The sequence below is a fragment of the Escherichia sp. SCLE84 genome (assembly GCF_012584495.1).
In the GTDB taxonomy this organism is placed as follows: Bacteria; Pseudomonadota; Gammaproteobacteria; order Enterobacterales; family Enterobacteriaceae; genus ECMA0423.
In genome coordinates this window covers 4514506-4530302 of sequence record NZ_CP051430.1, presented here as the reverse complement: position 1 = coordinate 4530302, position 15797 = coordinate 4514506, and the positions used below count along the sequence as shown (strand labels likewise).

14 protein-coding genes are annotated in these 15797 nt (G+C 52.2%); 3 read left to right on the top strand and 11 right to left on the bottom strand.

Annotated elements, in window-relative coordinates; translation table 11 throughout:
- Positions 1 to 160: 160 nt before the first annotated feature.
- Entirely contained in the window at positions 161 to 4048 is a 3888-nt protein-coding gene (purL, locus tag HGD79_RS22065) for a phosphoribosylformylglycinamidine synthase (protein ID WP_001365686.1), read from the bottom strand.
- Between the two features lie 257 nt (positions 4049 to 4305).
- On the opposite strand from purL, the gene mltF reads away from it, so the two are divergent.
- Positions 4306 to 5862 (top strand): membrane-bound lytic murein transglycosylase MltF, encoded by a 1557-nt coding sequence (gene mltF, locus HGD79_RS22060; RefSeq protein WP_000734212.1) that lies wholly within the window; start codon positions 4306 to 4308, stop codon positions 5860 to 5862.
- Here mltF and tadA read toward each other — a convergent pair.
- Both tadA and yfhb read right to left on the bottom strand, forming a co-directional pair.
- A complete protein-coding gene (gene tadA / locus HGD79_RS22055; protein ID WP_001297409.1) occupies positions 5859 to 6362 on the bottom strand; it encodes a tRNA adenosine(34) deaminase TadA in 504 nt (167 codons plus the stop codon). The two genes, mltF and tadA, sit on opposite strands and share 4 nt — an antisense overlap.
- Positions 6363 to 6419: 57 nt before the next feature.
- Positions 6420 to 7055, bottom strand: coding sequence for a phosphatidylglycerophosphatase C (yfhb, locus tag HGD79_RS22050; RefSeq protein ID WP_000190655.1), 636 nt, complete (start codon positions 7053 to 7055; stop codon positions 6420 to 6422).
- Positions 7056 to 7263: 208 nt separating this feature from the next.
- Between yfhb and HGD79_RS22045 the strand changes: the two genes are divergently transcribed.
- Together HGD79_RS22045 and yfhL are read left to right on the top strand one after the other, a co-directional pair.
- Positions 7264 to 8112, top strand: a complete 849-nt coding sequence (locus tag HGD79_RS22045) for a MurR/RpiR family transcriptional regulator (protein WP_001013779.1) — start codon at positions 7264 to 7266, stop codon at positions 8110 to 8112.
- Between the two features lie 55 nt (positions 8113 to 8167).
- Positions 8168 to 8428, top strand: coding sequence for a 4Fe-4S dicluster ferredoxin YfhL (yfhL, locus tag HGD79_RS22040; protein WP_001196283.1), 261 nt, complete (start codon positions 8168 to 8170; stop codon positions 8426 to 8428).
- Positions 8429 to 8621: 193 nt separating this feature from the next.
- On the opposite strand, the gene shoB is transcribed toward yfhL, so the two are convergent.
- From shoB to lepA, 8 genes are all read right to left on the bottom strand, one after another.
- Positions 8622 to 8702, bottom strand: a complete 81-nt coding sequence (gene shoB / locus HGD79_RS22035) for a type I toxin-antitoxin system toxin ShoB (RefSeq protein ID WP_000128776.1) — start codon at positions 8700 to 8702, stop codon at positions 8622 to 8624.
- Between the two features lie 420 nt (positions 8703 to 9122).
- Complete coding sequence (gene acpS, locus HGD79_RS22030) at positions 9123 to 9503, bottom strand: holo-ACP synthase (RefSeq protein ID WP_000986029.1); 381 nt, start codon at positions 9501 to 9503, stop codon at positions 9123 to 9125.
- A complete protein-coding gene (pdxJ, locus tag HGD79_RS22025) occupies positions 9503 to 10234 on the bottom strand; it encodes a pyridoxine 5'-phosphate synthase (protein WP_001297412.1) in 732 nt (243 codons plus the stop codon). Before pdxJ ends, acpS begins: the two co-directional genes overlap by 1 nt.
- 11 nt (positions 10235 to 10245) lie before the next feature.
- Entirely contained in the window at positions 10246 to 10974 is a 729-nt protein-coding gene (gene recO, locus HGD79_RS22020; protein WP_168848504.1) for a DNA repair protein RecO, read from the bottom strand.
- Between the two features lie 11 nt (positions 10975 to 10985).
- Positions 10986 to 11891: a GTPase Era gene (gene era, locus HGD79_RS22015; protein ID WP_000020737.1), complete on the bottom strand. Its 906-nt coding sequence runs from the start codon at positions 11889 to 11891 to the stop codon at positions 10986 to 10988.
- Positions 11888 to 12568: a ribonuclease III gene (rnc, locus tag HGD79_RS22010; protein ID WP_001068343.1), complete on the bottom strand. Its 681-nt coding sequence runs from the start codon at positions 12566 to 12568 to the stop codon at positions 11888 to 11890. The genes era and rnc overlap by 4 nt, the downstream gene beginning before the upstream one ends.
- A 272-nt stretch (positions 12569 to 12840) precedes the next feature.
- The gene (gene lepB, locus HGD79_RS22005; protein ID WP_000002542.1) at positions 12841 to 13815 is read right to left on the bottom strand and encodes a signal peptidase I; all 975 of its coding nucleotides are present in this window, start codon (positions 13813 to 13815) and stop codon (positions 12841 to 12843) included.
- Positions 13816 to 13830: 15 nt separating this feature from the next.
- The gene (gene lepA / locus HGD79_RS22000; protein ID WP_000790168.1) at positions 13831 to 15630 is read right to left on the bottom strand and encodes a translation elongation factor 4; all 1800 of its coding nucleotides are present in this window, start codon (positions 15628 to 15630) and stop codon (positions 13831 to 13833) included.
- Between the last annotated feature and the right edge of the window lie 167 nt (positions 15631 to 15797).

The following is a 15797-nucleotide window of genomic DNA, read 5'->3' as shown; positions in this document are numbered from 1 at the left end:
TAATATTAAAATCAATGAGTTAAGTGTCGCCAGAAAGCGACACGGCAAACCACCCATTGTCGTGATTTACAGACACAAAAAAGCTCCCGGAGTTGGGAGCTTATGATAGTGGTTGGTGCTTAATGCCGCATCCGGGCTGCAAAACCAATGGGCTGACGACTTACCCCAACTGCTTACGCGCATTGCGGAAAATACGCATCCATGGGCCATCCTCGCCCCAGTTTTCCGGATGCCAGGAGTTGCTGACAGTACGGAAAACACGTTCCGGGTGCGGCATCATAATGGTGACTCGACCACTTTCAGTCGTGACTGCCGTAATACCGTTCGGTGAACCGTTCGGGTTAGCCGGGTAGGTTTCAGTGACTTTGCCGAAGTTATCGACATAGCGCAGTGCCACCAGCCCTTTGCTTTCCAGTGCCGCCAGATGCGCCGCATCACGCACTTCCACGCGCCCTTCACCATGAGAGACAGCAATCGGCATTTGCGAGCCCACCATCCCCTGCAACAGCAGCGACGGGCTTTGGGTCACTTCAACCAGGCTGAAACGCGCTTCAAAGCGATCGGAGGTATTGCGCACAAAACGTGGCCACAACTCACTACCTGGGATCAGTTCGCGCAGGTTAGACATCATCTGGCAACCGTTACATACCCCCAGCGCCAGCGTTTGCGGACGGTGGAAGAAGGTTGCAAACTCATCGCGTACACGGTCATTGAACAGGATTGACTTCGCCCAACCTTCACCGGCACCCAGCACATCACCGTAGGAGAAACCACCGCACGCGACCAGGGCGTGGAAATCTTCCAGGCCCGTGCGTCCGGTCAGCAGGTCACTCATATGCACGTCGATAGCATCAAAGCCTGCACGGTGGAAAGCTGCCGCCATTTCAACATGCGAGTTCACGCCCTGCTCACGCAGTACGGCAACTTTCGGACGTGCGCCAGTGGCAATATACGGTGCTGCCACATCTTCGTTGATATCGAACGACAGTTTTACATTCAGGCCAGGATCGGCATCGTTAGATTTCGCCTGGTGCTCCTGGTCAGCACACTCCGGGTTGTCACGCAGGCGCTGCATCTGCCAGGTAGTTTCTGCCCACCAGACACGCAACGTGGTGCGGCTTTCGCTGAATACAGTCTGCCCGTTGGCGGTAATCACAAAACGGTCACCGGAAACCGCCTGCCCTACATAATGGACACAATCAGCAAGCCCATGCTGTGCCAGTACGGACTCAACCGCTTCACGGTCAGCGGCACGAACCTGAATCACCGCACCCAGTTCTTCGTTAAACAACGCCGCCAGGCGATCGTCGCCCAGAGAGGCAATATCCGCGTTAATGCCGCAATGACCAGCAAAGGCCATTTCCGCCAGCGTTACCAGCAGGCCGCCATCAGAGCGGTCGTGGTATGCGAGCAGCTTACGCTGTGCAACCAGCGCCTGAATCGCGTCATAGAAGCCTTTCAGTTGCGCGACGTCGCGTACATCTGCCGGTTTGTCGCCAAGCTGACGATAAACCTGCGCCAGCGCCGTTGCGCCCAGCGCGTTATTGCCTTTGCCCAAATCAATCAGCAGCAGTGCGTTATCTTCGGTAGAAAGCTGTGGCGTGATGGTGTGACGCACATCTTCCACGCGGGCAAATGCAGAAATCACCAGCGACAGCGGCGACGTCATTTCGCGCTCTTCGTTACCTTCCTGCCAGCGGGTTTTCATCGACATAGAGTCTTTACCCACCGGGATCGTCAGGCCCAGCGCCGGACAAAGCTCTTCGCCCACGGCTTTAACGGCTTCATACAGGCCCGCATCTTCACCAGGGTGGCCTGCCGCCGCCATCCAGTTGGCGGAAAGTTTAATGCGTTTGATATCACCAATCTGTGTTGCGGCAATATTGGTTAACGCTTCACCGACCGCCAGACGGGCAGAGGCGGCGAAATCCAGCAGCGCAACCGGCGCACGCTCGCCAATCGCCATCGCTTCACCGTAGTAGCTGTCGAGGCTGGCGGTAGTGACCGCGCAGTTAGCGACCGGCACCTGCCACGGACCCACCATCTGATCGCGCGCTACCATGCCAGTTACGCTGCGGTCACCGATGGTCACCAGGAAAGTTTTCTCCGCCACGGTCGGCAGATGCAGTACGCGTTTCACCGCGTCTGCAATGGTGATCCCTTCACGGACCAGCGCATCGCCCTTCGCTTTCAGCGTTTGTACATCGCGGGTCATCTTCGGCGTTTTACCAAGCAGGACGTCCAGCGGCAGATCGATCGGCTGATTATCAAAATGACGATCGTGCAGAGAAAGATGCAGTTCTTCGGTCGCTTCACCAATCACCGCGTAGGGTGCGCGCTCACGCTTACACAGTTCGTCAAACAGCGGTAATTGATCGGCAGCAACCGCCAGCACGTAGCGTTCCTGGGATTCGTTACACCAGATTTCCAGCGGGCTCATGCCCGGTTCGTCGCTTAGAATATCGCGCAGTTCAAATTTACCGCCGCGTCCGCCGTCGCTCACCAGCTCCGGCATCGCGTTAGAAAGACCGCCCGCACCGACGTCGTGGATAAACAGAATTGGGTTAGCATCACCAAGCTGCCAGCAACGGTCGATCACTTCCTGGCAACGACGCTCCATCTCCGGGTTGTCGCGCTGTACGGAAGCAAAGTCGAGGTCGGCATCAGACTGACCTGACGCCATGGAAGACGCCGCTCCGCCGCCAAGACCGATGTTCATTGCCGGGCCGCCGAGAACGACCAGCTTCGCACCGACGTTGATCTCGCCTTTTTGTACGTGATCGGCGCGAATGTTGCCGATCCCGCCCGCCAGCATGATCGGTTTGTGATAACCGCGCAGCTCTTCGCCGTTGTGGCTGTTCACTTTTTCTTCATAAGTACGGAAGTAGCCATTCAGTGCCGGACGACCAAATTCGTTGTTAAACGCCGCGCCGCCCAGCGGGCCTTCGGTCATGATGTCCAGCGCGGTGACAATGCGCTCAGGCTTACCGAAATCTTCTTCCCACGGCTGTTCGAAGCCAGGAATTCGCAGGTTGGAAACGGAGAAACCAACCAAACCCGCTTTCGGCTTCGCGCCGCGCCCGGTGGCACCTTCATCGCGGATTTCACCGCCGGAACCGGTCGCCGCGCCCGGCCACGGAGAAATCGCCGTCGGGTGGTTGTGAGTTTCGACTTTCATCAGAATATGCGCCGGTTCCTGATGGAAATCGTAGCGGCCCGTTTCGTGGTCAGCAAAGTAGCGGCCCACTTCAGAACCTTCCATTACGGCGGCGTTATCTTTATAAGCAGAGAGAACGTAATCTGGCGTGGTTTCGAAGGTGTTTTTGATCATCTTAAACAGCGATTTCGGCTGTTGCTCACCGTCGATAACCCAATCGGCGTTAAAAATCTTGTGGCGGCAGTGCTCGGAGTTCGCCTGGGCGAACATATACAGCTCGATGTCGTTCGGGTTACGACCAAGCTTTGTGAAAGCATCCTGCAGATAGTCAATTTCATCTTCCGCCAGTGCCAGGCCAAGACGCAGGTTAGCGTCGATTAGCGCCTGACGGCCCTGCCCCAGCAAATCAACGCTGGTGACCGGAGTCGGTTGATGGTGTGCAAACAGCTGCTCTGCATCATCTAAAGCAAAAAAGACCGTTTCCATCATGCGGTCGTGCAGTTCAGCGGTAACCTGCTGCCATTGTTCATTGGTCAGCGTACCGGCTTCTATATAGTAAGCAACGCCGCGCTCAAGGCGGTTTACCTGTTGTAGCCCGCAGTTATGGGCAATATCGGTCGCTTTCGAAGACCAGGGAGAGATGGTGCCAGGACGCGGGGTCACCAGCAGGAGTTTGCCTTGCGGGGCGTGGCTGGCGAGTGCCGGGCCATATTTCAGCAGGCGTTCAAGTTGTGCGTGCTCATCATCGTTTAACGGCGCATTGAGGTCAGCAAAATGGACATACTCGGCGTAAATATTGTGAACCGGGAGCCTGGCAGCCTGAAAACGTGCCAGCAGTTTGTTGATTCGGAATGCCGACAGTGCAGGCGAACCACGCAGAATTTCCATCATAAGTCTCTCGTCTTCTAAGCTTTCGGTGTACCCAAGGGGGGGAAACGGGCGTCATTATAAAGAATCTGATGCGCTGACGAAACCGTTTGCGTGGAAATAAAATCACCATCGTGAATTAGCAACGCGTGCCGCCAATGGCTGTAATAAGTTGCCATCTGGCGCAGGTTTACGCAAAATGCCGCTCATTTATGAGTAAACCTTTCACTATTATTACGTTTTTTCAAGCTGGGACGCGCACGACACAGAGAATTAACTAATTGAAAAAATTAAAGATTAATTATCTGTTCATCGGCATTCTGGCACTGCTGCTCGCGGTCGCTCTCTGGCCATCCATTCCCTGGTTTGGTAAAGCCGACAACCGTATCGCCGCCATTCAAGCGCGGGGAGAGTTGCGTGTGAGCACCATTCATACTCCCCTGACTTATAACGAAATCAACGGGAAACCTTTTGGCCTGGATTACGAACTGGCGAAACAGTTTGCCGATTACCTCGGTGTAAAACTGAAAGTGACCGTGCGGCAGAATATCAGCCAGCTGTTTGACGACCTTGATAATGGTAACGCCGACCTGCTGGCGGCAGGACTTGTCTATAACAGTGAGCGGGTAAAAAATTATCAGCCTGGCCCTACCTATTATTCCGTGTCACAACAACTGGTTTATAAAGTGGGTCAGTATCGCCCACGTACGCTGGGCAACCTGACGGCGGAGCAACTCACCGTTGCACCGGGTCATGTGGTGGTTAACGATCTCCAGACCCTGAAAGAAACAAAATTCCCGGAATTAAGCTGGAAGGTAGACGACAAAAAAGGCTCTGCGGAATTAATGGAAGATGTCATCGAAGGAAAACTCGATTACACCATTGCTGATTCTGTCGCCATCAGCCTGTTTCAGCGCGTTCACCCGGAGCTCGCCGTAGCGCTCGATATCACCGATGAACAACCGGTGACTTGGTTTAGCCCGTTAGATGGCGATAATACCCTTTCCGCCGCCCTGCTCGACTTCTTCAACGAAATGAATGAAGACGGTACGCTGGCACGCATTGAAGAGAAATACCTGGGGCATGGCGATGATTTTGATTACGTCGATACGCGCACATTTTTACGCGCCGTCGATGCGGTACTGCCGCAGTTAAAGCCCCTGTTTGAGAAATACGCCGAAGAAATTGACTGGCGTTTGCTGGCCGCTATTGCTTATCAGGAATCGCACTGGGATGCACAGGCCACTTCACCGACGGGTGTGCGCGGCATGATGATGTTAACCAAAAATACCGCGCAAAGCCTCGGCATTACGGATCGTACCGATGCCGAACAGAGCATCAGCGGTGGCGTGCGTTATTTGCAGGATATGATGAGTAAAGTGCCGGAAAGTGTGCCGGAGAACGAGCGGATCTGGTTTGCCCTCGCTGCGTACAATATGGGCTATGCGCATATGCTGGATGCCCGCGCCCTGACGGCAAAAACCAAAGGGAATCCTGACAGTTGGGCTGACGTAAAACAGCGTCTGCCTTTACTTAGCCAGAAACCCTATTACAGCAAGCTGACTTACGGCTACGCTCGTGGACATGAAGCCTACGCTTATGTCGAAAATATTCGTAAGTATCAGATTAGCCTGGTGGGTTATCTGCAAGAGAAAGAGAAGCAGGCTACAGAAGCGGCGATGCAACTGGCGCAGGATTATCCGGCGGTATCGCCTACGGAGTTGGGCAAAGAGAAATTTCCTTTTCTCTCGTTTCTTTCCCAGTCGTCATCAAACTATTTGACCCATTCTCCCTCTCTGCTGTTTTCCAGGAAAGGGAGTGAAGAGAAACAAAATTAATCCGTCGAGGATTGCGCTTTTTTCTGCGCTTTAATTTCCTGGCGGCGCATGCGAAAGAAGTCACTGAGCAACGCCGCGCACTCATCCGCCAGTATTCCTTCCGTAATTTCCACTCGGTGATTCATACCCGGATGATGCAGCACATCCATTAAAGATCCCGCAGCGCCAGTTTTCGCGTCACGCGCACCAAAGACCACGCGACCAATGCGACTGTGGATCATCGCTCCGGCACACATTACACATGGTTCAAGCGTGACATACAACGTGGCGTCGATCAGACGATAATTTTGCATCACCAGACCACCCTGCCGCAGGGCCATGATTTCTGCATGTGCGGTGGGATCATGGCGACCAATCGGGCGGTTCCAGCCTTCGCCGATTACCCGATTGTTATGCACTAATACCGCGCCGACCGGCACTTCCCGCTCATCCCAGGCACGTTTCGCCAGCGTCAGCGCGTGACGCATCCAGTATTCGTGGCTAAATTCGACTTCAGACAAAAAGAAAACTCCGGTTATAAAAGCGCGGCGCATTATACACGGACGCTATGCTTTACTCTATTCCAGTTGCTGGAGTTCACCGCGCGGGGTTACTCGCCAACGATGCTGACAGAAATAAAGCAGCGGATTGTCCTGATTACTGTCGCTATAGCCACTGTACAGCCGCAGCGGAGTGCCGATTTTGCGCTCCAGTTGTGCGACCTTTTCATGTCCCAGACAACGCATCGTCAATACCCAACCACCATAGCCACGCTGAATTTGGCTGGCGATAAGATTAACCCGCGGCAGCCAGGGCGTATCGAAATAAACCGCTTCAACCAGCGGCTGCGGAGAGCCGGTAATCAACCAGATATCAGCATCGGAACTTAACAGGTAGGTGGTTAATCGCTCCTGAACCAGCGGAAAGGCGGTAACATTGTCGCGAAACCAGCGCACGAAATCGGCCTGCAACGTCTGTAAACGTGCTTCGCTGTGACCAAAAGTGCACCCCCACAGAAGCAGACTCATCGGCCAGCGTGCCGCACGACCTTTTATCAATAACGCAATGGCTATAATCGGTAACAACGGCAGGACAAGTAACGCATTCAGCGGTTGGCGACGCAGTAAATAGCGCAGAAAACTGCCGAACATATCCTGCTGATGCAATGTTCCATCTAAGTCAAAAAACACCACACGACGCTCGTGAGTTGCCAAACCATACTCCTCTGGACTGAAACATCCTGATTAATTTTCGCTACTACATAGCCTAACAGATAGATCATCACTTTTCCGGCAACAATCGACCGCATCATGGCTAACTGGAATTTTTAATTCATGGCAATTAGCGGCAATGGAATATAAAATTCACTCGCGTGTCTCTCATATTGCCTGTTGTCGCCACTATTTCATCGCGAGGAAAGATATGAACGGCTTACTTCGTATCCGTCAGCGTTACCAGGGGCTTGCCCAGAGTGATAAAAAACTGGCGGATTATCTGCTGCTACAACCTGATACGGCGCGCCATTTAAGCTCTCAGCAACTGGCCAACGAAGCCGGAGTCAGTCAGTCCAGCGTCGTGAAGTTCGCGCAAAAACTCGGCTATAAAGGTTTTCCGGCGCTTAAGTTGGCGTTGAGTGAAGCGCTGGCAAGCCAGCCGGAATCGCCCTCCGTGCCCATTCATAACCAAATCCGCGGTGATGATCCGTTACGGCTGGTCGGCGAAAAACTGATTAAAGAAAATACTGCCGCTATGTACGCAACGCTAAACGTTAATAGTGAAGAGAAACTGCATGAATGCGTAACAATGTTGCGCTCTGCGCGGCGGATAATTCTGACCGGTATTGGCGCTTCGGGTCTGGTGGCGCAAAACTTTGCCTGGAAGCTGATGAAGATTGGCTTCAATGCTGCCGCAGTGCGCGATATGCATGCGCTACTCGCAACAGTACAGGCGTCGTCCCCTGACGATCTGTTATTAGCCATTTCCTACACCGGTGTACGACGCGAGTTAAACCTGGCGGCAGATGAGATGCTGCGAGTGGGCGGAAAAGTGCTGGCGATTACCGGCTTTACTCCGAATGCCCTGCAACAGCGTGCTTCTCATTGCCTGTATACCATTGCCGAAGAACAAGCGACAAACAGTGCTTCAATCTCTGCTTGTCACGCTCAGGGAATGTTAACGGATTTGCTGTTCATTGCGCTGATTCAGCAGGATCTGGAACTGGCACCAGAACGTATTCGTCATAGTGAAGCGCTGGTGAAAAAACTGGTCTGAGTAAAGAATGCGCGTATAATGCCCGCCCGGTTTGTGTTGTTTTGAGAGTTTCCTTATGGCGTTGTTAATCACTAAAAAATGCATCAATTGTGATATGTGTGAACCCGAATGCCCGAATGAGGCGATTTCAATGGGAGATCATATCTACGAGATTAACAGCGATAAGTGTACCGAATGCGTAGGGCACTACGAGACACCAACCTGCCAGAAGGTGTGCCCGATCCCCAATACTATTGTGAAAGATCCGGCGCATGTCGAGACAGAAGAACAGTTGTGGGATAAATTTGTGCTGATGCACCACGCGGATAAAATTTAATATTCTACTCTGGAAGTAGAGTATTAATTATATTACTGGGAAGCCTTAACGCCATTATATTTATTTAATTGATGACATTAGCATAATCATTCACTAAGTTAATTTATATAGTATCTGCCAAGACACTTATTTATAGTTATTAAAGGCGCGTCCGATTGGTTCACCGGACTCACCTTAAGTACGTTTCCTTGTGTTATAAGAACAGAAGGATCAGCTGTAAAACAGCAATGATGATTTTGATGACCCGTTTAATCAGGTATCGGCAATCAGTCATTCGTTTTTCCTTAAACAAGGAATGCAGCTGTTCAGATTAGCCCTTACATCTCCCCAAAACTGAACGTGCGAGTTATTGAGGGTGCATGCTGCACTCCACACCAGAGCTTTGACGACACCACTCGTTTCAATGGGGGAATTCTGTGGCATGGTGTAAAGCACAGCAAAATCTTCAATAACGAAGCCAATTTTAATGTACTTACGAATTGGCGGTCACGTTAATCTTTCCATCAATATTGCTTTCTTCGTAAAGGCTCGAGTTTTTATGCTAAAGATTGCAAGTTGCTTGTAAAAGATAAGTACACTGATCCATAATCGCTGTTGTTGAGGGTGCATGCTGCACAAAATTAAAGTTAAAAAGTAAAACCCCCGTTCCTTACCAGTTCGGGGGTTTTACTTTTTAAAGAGAACGGTATTATTTTTAACTTTCAATAATTACCGTGGCACAAGCATAGTGGCGTTCATCTGCCAGCGTTACATGCATATTTACAACGCCGAGCTTTTCCGCCAGTTTTAATGCCTCACCCCATAGCCGTAGCCGTGGTTTGCCGAGCTCATCATTGAATACTTCAAATTGATTAAACGCCAGACCATTGCGGATCCCGGTGCCAAACGCTTTTGCTGCGGCTTCTTTCACAGCAAAACGCTTCGCCAGAAAACGCACCGGCTGGTGGTGCGTTTTCCAGATTGCCCATTCGTTATCGCTTAATACGCGGCGTGCCAGGCGCTCACCGGATCGGGCGATCACTGCTTCTATGCGAGCGATCTCTACGATATCCGTGCCTAAACCTAATATTGCCATTAGCCACGCGCTTCCAGCATCAGACGCTTCATTTCTGCCACCGCATCTTTCAGTCCGGTCATCACTGCACGACCAATAATGGCATGACCGATATTCAGTTCATGCATCTCAGGGATGGCGGCAATAGCTTTCACGTTGTGATAGGTCAGACCGTGACCAGCGTTAACTTTCAGACCGAGACTAGCGGCAAAGGTCGCGGCTTTGGCGATACGCGCCAGCTCTTGCGCCTGTTCGGCGTCAGTTTTGGCATCAGCATAGCAACCGGTGTGGATCTCGATAAACGGTGCGCCAACCTCTGCCGCAGCTTTGATCTGCTCTTCATCGGCGTCGATAAAGAGAGAAACCTGGATCCCGGCATCTGCCAGACGTTTGCAGGCATCGCGCATTTTGTCACGCTGCCCTGCGACGTCCAGGCCGCCTTCGGTTGTTACTTCCTGACGCTTTTCCGGTACCAGACAGCAAAAATGTGGCTTCGTCTCAACGGCGATCGCCAGCATCTCTTCGGTCACCGCCATCTCCAGATTCATGCGGGTATCCAGTGTCTGACGCAGGATGCGCACATCACGGTCAGTAATGTGGCGGCGATCTTCACGTAAATGCACGGTAATGCCGTCCGCTCCCGCCTGCTCAGCAATAAACGCCGCCTGCACCGGATCCGGGTAAGCAGTACCGCGTGCGTTACGCAGCGTTGCAATATGGTCAATGTTGACGCCTAACAGTAATTCAGCCATGACAATCCTCATCATTCATAATGTGTTTTCACCGTTCGCTTAGGCATAAACTGCCGGAACAGTTCCCTGCTCTTTAATGGTTTACCGCCAAGATACGGCTTAAGCGCCATGCGGGTAAAGCGTTTCGCGGCGCGTAGTGTGTCTGCGTCAGGAAATTCCCGCGCGTTTAACGCTTTTAACTGCCTTCCGGTGAACGTTTTATTGTCGATAACGACGCTTGCGATAAACCCTTTTTCTTCGCGATAACGATACGTCATGGTGTCATCTACCGGCTCGCCGCTACCCGCACAATGGGTAAAATTGACGCCATAGCCCAGATGCCCGAGCAGTGCCAGTTCAAAGCGGCGCAGCGCGGGTTCTGGCGTACCAGTGGCACCTGCAAGAGAGTGAATGCAGTGCAAGTAATCGAAAAAGAGTTCAGAGAAGCGCGTCTCGTATTCCAGTACGCGGGAGAGAAGTTCGTTGATGTACAGACCGCTGTAAAGCGTGATACCGCTTAATGGCAGCGCCAGCGAGACAGCTTCAGCACTGCGCAGCGTTTTGACTTCGCCACGCCCGCCGAAACGTAGCAAGAGAGGGGTGAAAGGCTGTAATGCACCTTTCAGAGTAGAGCGTTTAGAGCGTGCGCCTTTGGCAACCAGACGCACGCGACCCGATTCCTCCGTGAAGACGTCCAGCATCAGGCTGGTTTCGCTCCACGGGCGACTATGCAGGACAAATGCGCGCTGCCAGCCTTCCATCGGAGTGACTCTTAAAGATCGTCAACGTAACCGAGACTGCGCAGTGCGCGTTCGTCGTCGGCCCAACCGGATTTCACTTTTACCCACAGTTCAAGGTGGACAGGCGCTTCGAACATTTCCTGCATGTCTTTACGCGCTTCAATCCCGATGGTTTTGATCTTGGCCCCTTTGTTGCCAATAACCATCTTCTTCTGCCCTTCACGCTCAACGAGAATCAAACCATTGATGTCATAACCACCGCGTTCGTTAGAGACGAAACGTTCGATCTCCACGGTCACGGAGTACGGCAGTTCGGCGCCGAGGAAACGCATCAGTTTTTCGCGGATGATTTCAGACGCCATAAAACGCTGTGAGCGATCGGTGATGTAATCTTCCGGGAAGTGATGGGTCGCTTCAGGGAGATGCTTACGCACGATTGCTGCGATAGTGTCGACATTCAGCCCGGTTTCAGCAGAGATCGGCACGATATCGAGGAAGTTCATCTGACTTGCCAGGAACTGTAAGTGCGGCAGCAGATCGGCTTTTTCCTGCACGTTATCCACTTTGTTCACCGCGAGGATCACCGGCGCTTTGCCATCGCGCAGTTTGTTGAGCACCATTTCGTCGTCCGGCGTCCAGCGGGTGCCTTCAACGACAAAAATCACCAGCTCAACGTCGCCAATAGAGCTGCTCGCCGCTTTGTTCATCAGGCGGTTAATAGCGCGTTTTTCTTCCATATGCAGGCCAGGGGTATCAACGTAGATCGCCTGATACGCGCCTTCAGTATGGATCCCCACAATGCGGTGACGAGTTGTTTGCGCTTTGCGGGAGGTGATGGAGATCTTCTGCCCCAGCAGTTTGTTCAACAATGTGGATTTGCCAACGTTCGGACGTCCGACGATGGCAATAAATCCGCAGTAACTTTTATCGATGCTCATTCCAGCTCCAGTTTTTTCAACGCCTGTTCGGCGGCAGCCTGCTCAGCCTTACGACGGCTTGAACCTGTGCCAACCACCGGTTCACTCAGGCCGCTGACCTGGCAGTGGATAGTAAATTCCTGATCGTGCGCTTCGCCACGTACCTGGACTACCAGATAAGTCGGCAGCGGCAGATGGCGACCCTGCAAATATTCTTGCAAGCGCGTTTTCGGATCTTTTTGTTTATCGCCTGGGCTAATTTCGTCCAAACGAGTTTGATACCAGTTGAGGATTAATTTCTCGACGGTTTGAATATCACTGTCGAGGAATACGCCACCAATTAATGCTTCGACGGTGTCGGCGAGAATTGACTCACGACGAAATCCACCGCTTTTAAGTTCACCTGGCCCTAAACGTAAGCACTCGCCTAACTCAAATTCGCGCGCCAGTTCCGCCAGCGTATTGCCACGGACCAGCGTGGCGCGCATCCGGCTCATATCGCCTTCATCCACACGAGGGAAACGGTGATAAAGCGCATTGGCGATAACGTAGCTCAGAATAGAGTCGCCTAAAAATTCTAAACGCTCGTTATGTTTGCTGCTGGCACTACGATGAGTTAATGCCTGCTGCAACAGTTCCTGATGATTAAAAGTGTAGCCCAGCTTCCGTTGAAGCCGATTAATTACGATGGGGTTCATGCGATACCAATAAATAAATGCGTCAACAATTCAGCACACGAAACAGACCTGATATACATGGCTCTGCTAACTGCTTCGCTGCAGTTTCAGTTTACCGGTATATGGGGACCAACGCTGTTTCGTGTGCCGTGGCAACCTGGAGGTGCCAACCTTAAACTTCGGGGGAATATTCTATACACAACGACGGGGGATGTCGTTAGCCACGGGAGATTTATCTCATAAATAATTCACGTTGTCGCCATAACGGCGACAACGTGAACGAAGATGGGCTATTAATGGATGCCGCCAATGCGACTTAAGCGCACACCTGTCGGCCATTCGCCTTCTTGCTTATCGAAACTCATCCAGATAGCCGTTGCCCGACCGACCAGATTCGCTTCAGGCACAAAACCCCAGTAACGGCTGTCCGCGCTGTTGTCGCGGTTGTCGCCCATCATGAAGTATTGTCCCGGCGGAACAATCCAGGTTGCCAGTTGTTGCCCTGGCTGCTGGTAATACATCCCCACCTGGTCCTGCGCAATCGGCACTGTCAGAATTCGGTGCGTCACATCACCCAGTGTCTCTTTACGCTCGGAAAGACGAATTCCATTTTCTTTGGTTTCGTTTTTCGGCACTTCAAAGAATCCGCTGGTCGCTTCCCCACCATTACGGCGTGAGAAGGTCTGAACGAAATCGCTCGGTTCCACGTTGGAGTAGGTGACCGGTAGCGCGTTTTCACACGCCTGGCCGGAACTGCATCCCGGTTGAATCGTCAGCTCTTTTGAGACCGGATCGTAAGTGACTTTATCGCCCGGTAAACCCACCGCGCGCTTGATGTAATCAAGCTTTGGATCTTCCGGATATTTAAAGACCACGATATCGCCGCGTTTCGGATGACCGGTTTCGATCAGCGTTTTCTGGTAGATAGGATCTTTAATGCCATAAGCAAACTTCTCTACCAGAATAAAATCACCGATTAACAGAGTCGGCATCATCGAACCTGACGGGATCTGGAACGGTTCATAAATAAACGAACGTACAATCAATACGATAGCCAGCACCGGAAAAACAGAAGCACCGGTTTCCAGCCAGCCAGGCTTCGGCGCAACCTTTTTCAGGGTTGCTTTATCCAGTGAGTCACCGGCAGCCGCCTGCGCCGCTGCCTGACGTTCCCGCCGTTTAGGTGCGAAAAAGAATTTATCCACGCACCATAAAATGCCCGTCACCAGTGTGGCAATCACCAGAATCAGGGCAAACATATTCGCCATGCCAACTCCTAAGGGTTATTTGTTGTCTTTGCCGACGTGCAGAATGGCGAGGAACGCTTCCTGCGGCAGCTCGACGTTACCGATCTGCTTCATGCGTTTCTTACCTTCTTTCTGCTTCTGCAGCAGCTTTTTCTTACGGCTGATATCGCCGCCATAACATTTAGCCAGTACGTTTTTACGCAGCTGTTTCACGGTGGATCGCGCAATAATGTGCGTACCAATCGCTGCCTGAATGGCGATATCAAACTGCTGGCGTGGGATCAGATCTTTCATCTTCTCCACCAACTCGCGACCGCGGTTTTGCGAATTATCACGGTGGGTGATCAGCGCCAACGCATCAACACGTTCACCGTTGATTAATACGTCTACACGTACCATGTCGGACGCCTGGAAGCGTTTGAAGTTGTAATCCAGAGACGCATAACCACGCGAGGTAGATTTCAGGCGATCGAAGAAGTCGAGCACCACTTCCGCCATCGGGATCTCGTACGTCAGCGCCACCTGATTACCGTGGTAAACCATATTGGTCTGCACGCCGCGTTTTTCTACGCACAGCGTAATAACGTTGCCGAGATATGCCTGCGGCAGCAGCATGTGACATTCGGCAATCGGCTCGCGCAGTTCGTAGATGTTATTTACCGCTGGCAGCTTGGATGGACTGTCGACGTAAATAACTTCTCTTGACGTGGTTTCAACTTCATACACTACGGTCGGCGCAGTGGTGATCAGATCCAGATCGTATTCACGTTCCAGACGTTCCTGGATGATCTCCATGTGCAGCAGGCCGAGGAAGCCGCAGCGGAAACCAAAGCCCAGCGCGCTGGAGCTTTCCGGCTCATAGAACAGTGAAGCATCGTTCAGGCTGAGTTTACCCAGCGCGTCACGGAAGGCTTCATAGTCGTCGGAACTTACCGGGAACAGACCGGCGTATACCTGCGGTTTGACTTTCTTAAAGCCAGGCAGCGCCTTTTCTGCCGGATTACGCGCCAGCGTTAAGGTATCGCCGACTGGAGCGCCGTGGATATCTTTAATCGCACATACCAGCCAGCCTACTTCGCCACATTTCAGTTCAGTGCGGTCAACCTGCTTCGGCGTGAAGATGCCCAGACGGTCGGCGTTATAGGTCTGCCCGGTACTCATGACTTTCACTTTGTCGCCCTTACGCAGGGTGCCGTTTTTAATACGGATAAGTGAAACAACGCCCAGATAGTTGTCGAACCAGGAGTCGATAATTAGTGCCTGCAACGGGCCTTCCGGATCGCCTTCCGGCGGCGGAATGTCGCGCACCAGACGTTCGAGAACGTCCTGCACGCCAACGCCGGTTTTCGCTGAACAGCGCACCGCGTCGGTGGCGTCGATGCCGACGATATCTTCAATTTCTTCCGCCACGCGTTCAGGATCGGCTGCCGGCAGGTCAATCTTGTTCAGTACCGGCACCACTTCGAGATCCATTTCCATGGCGGTGTAGCAGTTTGCCAGGGTTTGCGCTTCTACGCCCTGCCCGGCGTCGACCACCAGCAATGCACCTTCACAGGCAGCCAGCGAACGGGAAACTTCATAGGAGAAGTCTACGTGGCCCGGGGTGTCGATAAAGTTAAGCTGATAGGTTTCGCCGTCAGACGCTTTGTAGTCCAGCGTCACGCTTTGCGCTTTGATGGTAATGCCACGCTCACGCTCAAGATCCATGGAATCGAGAACCTGCGCCTCCATTTCACGGTCAGACAGGCCACCGCAGATCTGGATAATACGGTCAGACAGCGTCGATTTACCGTGGTCAATGTGAGCTATGATCGAAAAGTTACGTATATTCTTCATAAAGTATGATTATTGTGCCTTAATGCCCGGTTAACCAGGCTTTTAGAAGTCGCTGTTCTGAGCTTAACGTCTGTATTAATAGAAACGCCGCATTCTACACTACAACATTGAGGCGAGGAAATGTTCATACCGTATGGATTGTGGTATCTGGAAACGTCCTCGCATTT

What these genes read in the sequence shown, in the direction of transcription:
- purL (WP_001365686.1), bottom strand. Translation starts at nt 4,048, where the DNA reads ATGATGGAAATTCTGCGTGGTTCGCCTGCACTGTCGGCATTCCGAATC.
- HGD79_RS22045 (WP_001013779.1), top strand. Translation starts at nt 7,264, where the DNA reads ATGAACGGCTTACTTCGTATCCGTCAGCGTTACCAGGGGCTTGCCCAG.
- yfhL (WP_001196283.1), top strand. Translation starts at nt 8,168, where the DNA reads ATGGCGTTGTTAATCACTAAAAAATGCATCAATTGTGATATGTGTGAA.
- shoB (WP_000128776.1), bottom strand. Translation starts at nt 8,702, where the DNA reads ATGACTGATTGCCGATACCTGATTAAACGGGTCATCAAAATCATCATT.
- acpS (WP_000986029.1), bottom strand. Translation starts at nt 9,503, where the DNA reads ATGGCAATATTAGGTTTAGGCACGGATATCGTAGAGATCGCTCGCATA.
- pdxJ (WP_001297412.1), bottom strand. Translation starts at nt 10,234, where the DNA reads ATGGCTGAATTACTGTTAGGCGTCAACATTGACCATATTGCAACGCTG.
- recO (WP_168848504.1), bottom strand. Translation starts at nt 10,974, where the DNA reads ATGGAAGGCTGGCAGCGCGCATTTGTCCTGCATAGTCGCCCGTGGAGC.
- era (WP_000020737.1), bottom strand. Translation starts at nt 11,891, where the DNA reads ATGAGCATCGATAAAAGTTACTGCGGATTTATTGCCATCGTCGGACGT.
- rnc (WP_001068343.1), bottom strand. Translation starts at nt 12,568, where the DNA reads ATGAACCCCATCGTAATTAATCGGCTTCAACGGAAGCTGGGCTACACT.
- lepB (WP_000002542.1), bottom strand. Translation starts at nt 13,815, where the DNA reads ATGGCGAATATGTTTGCCCTGATTCTGGTGATTGCCACACTGGTGACG.
- lepA (WP_000790168.1), bottom strand. Translation starts at nt 15,630, where the DNA reads ATGAAGAATATACGTAACTTTTCGATCATAGCTCACATTGACCACGGT.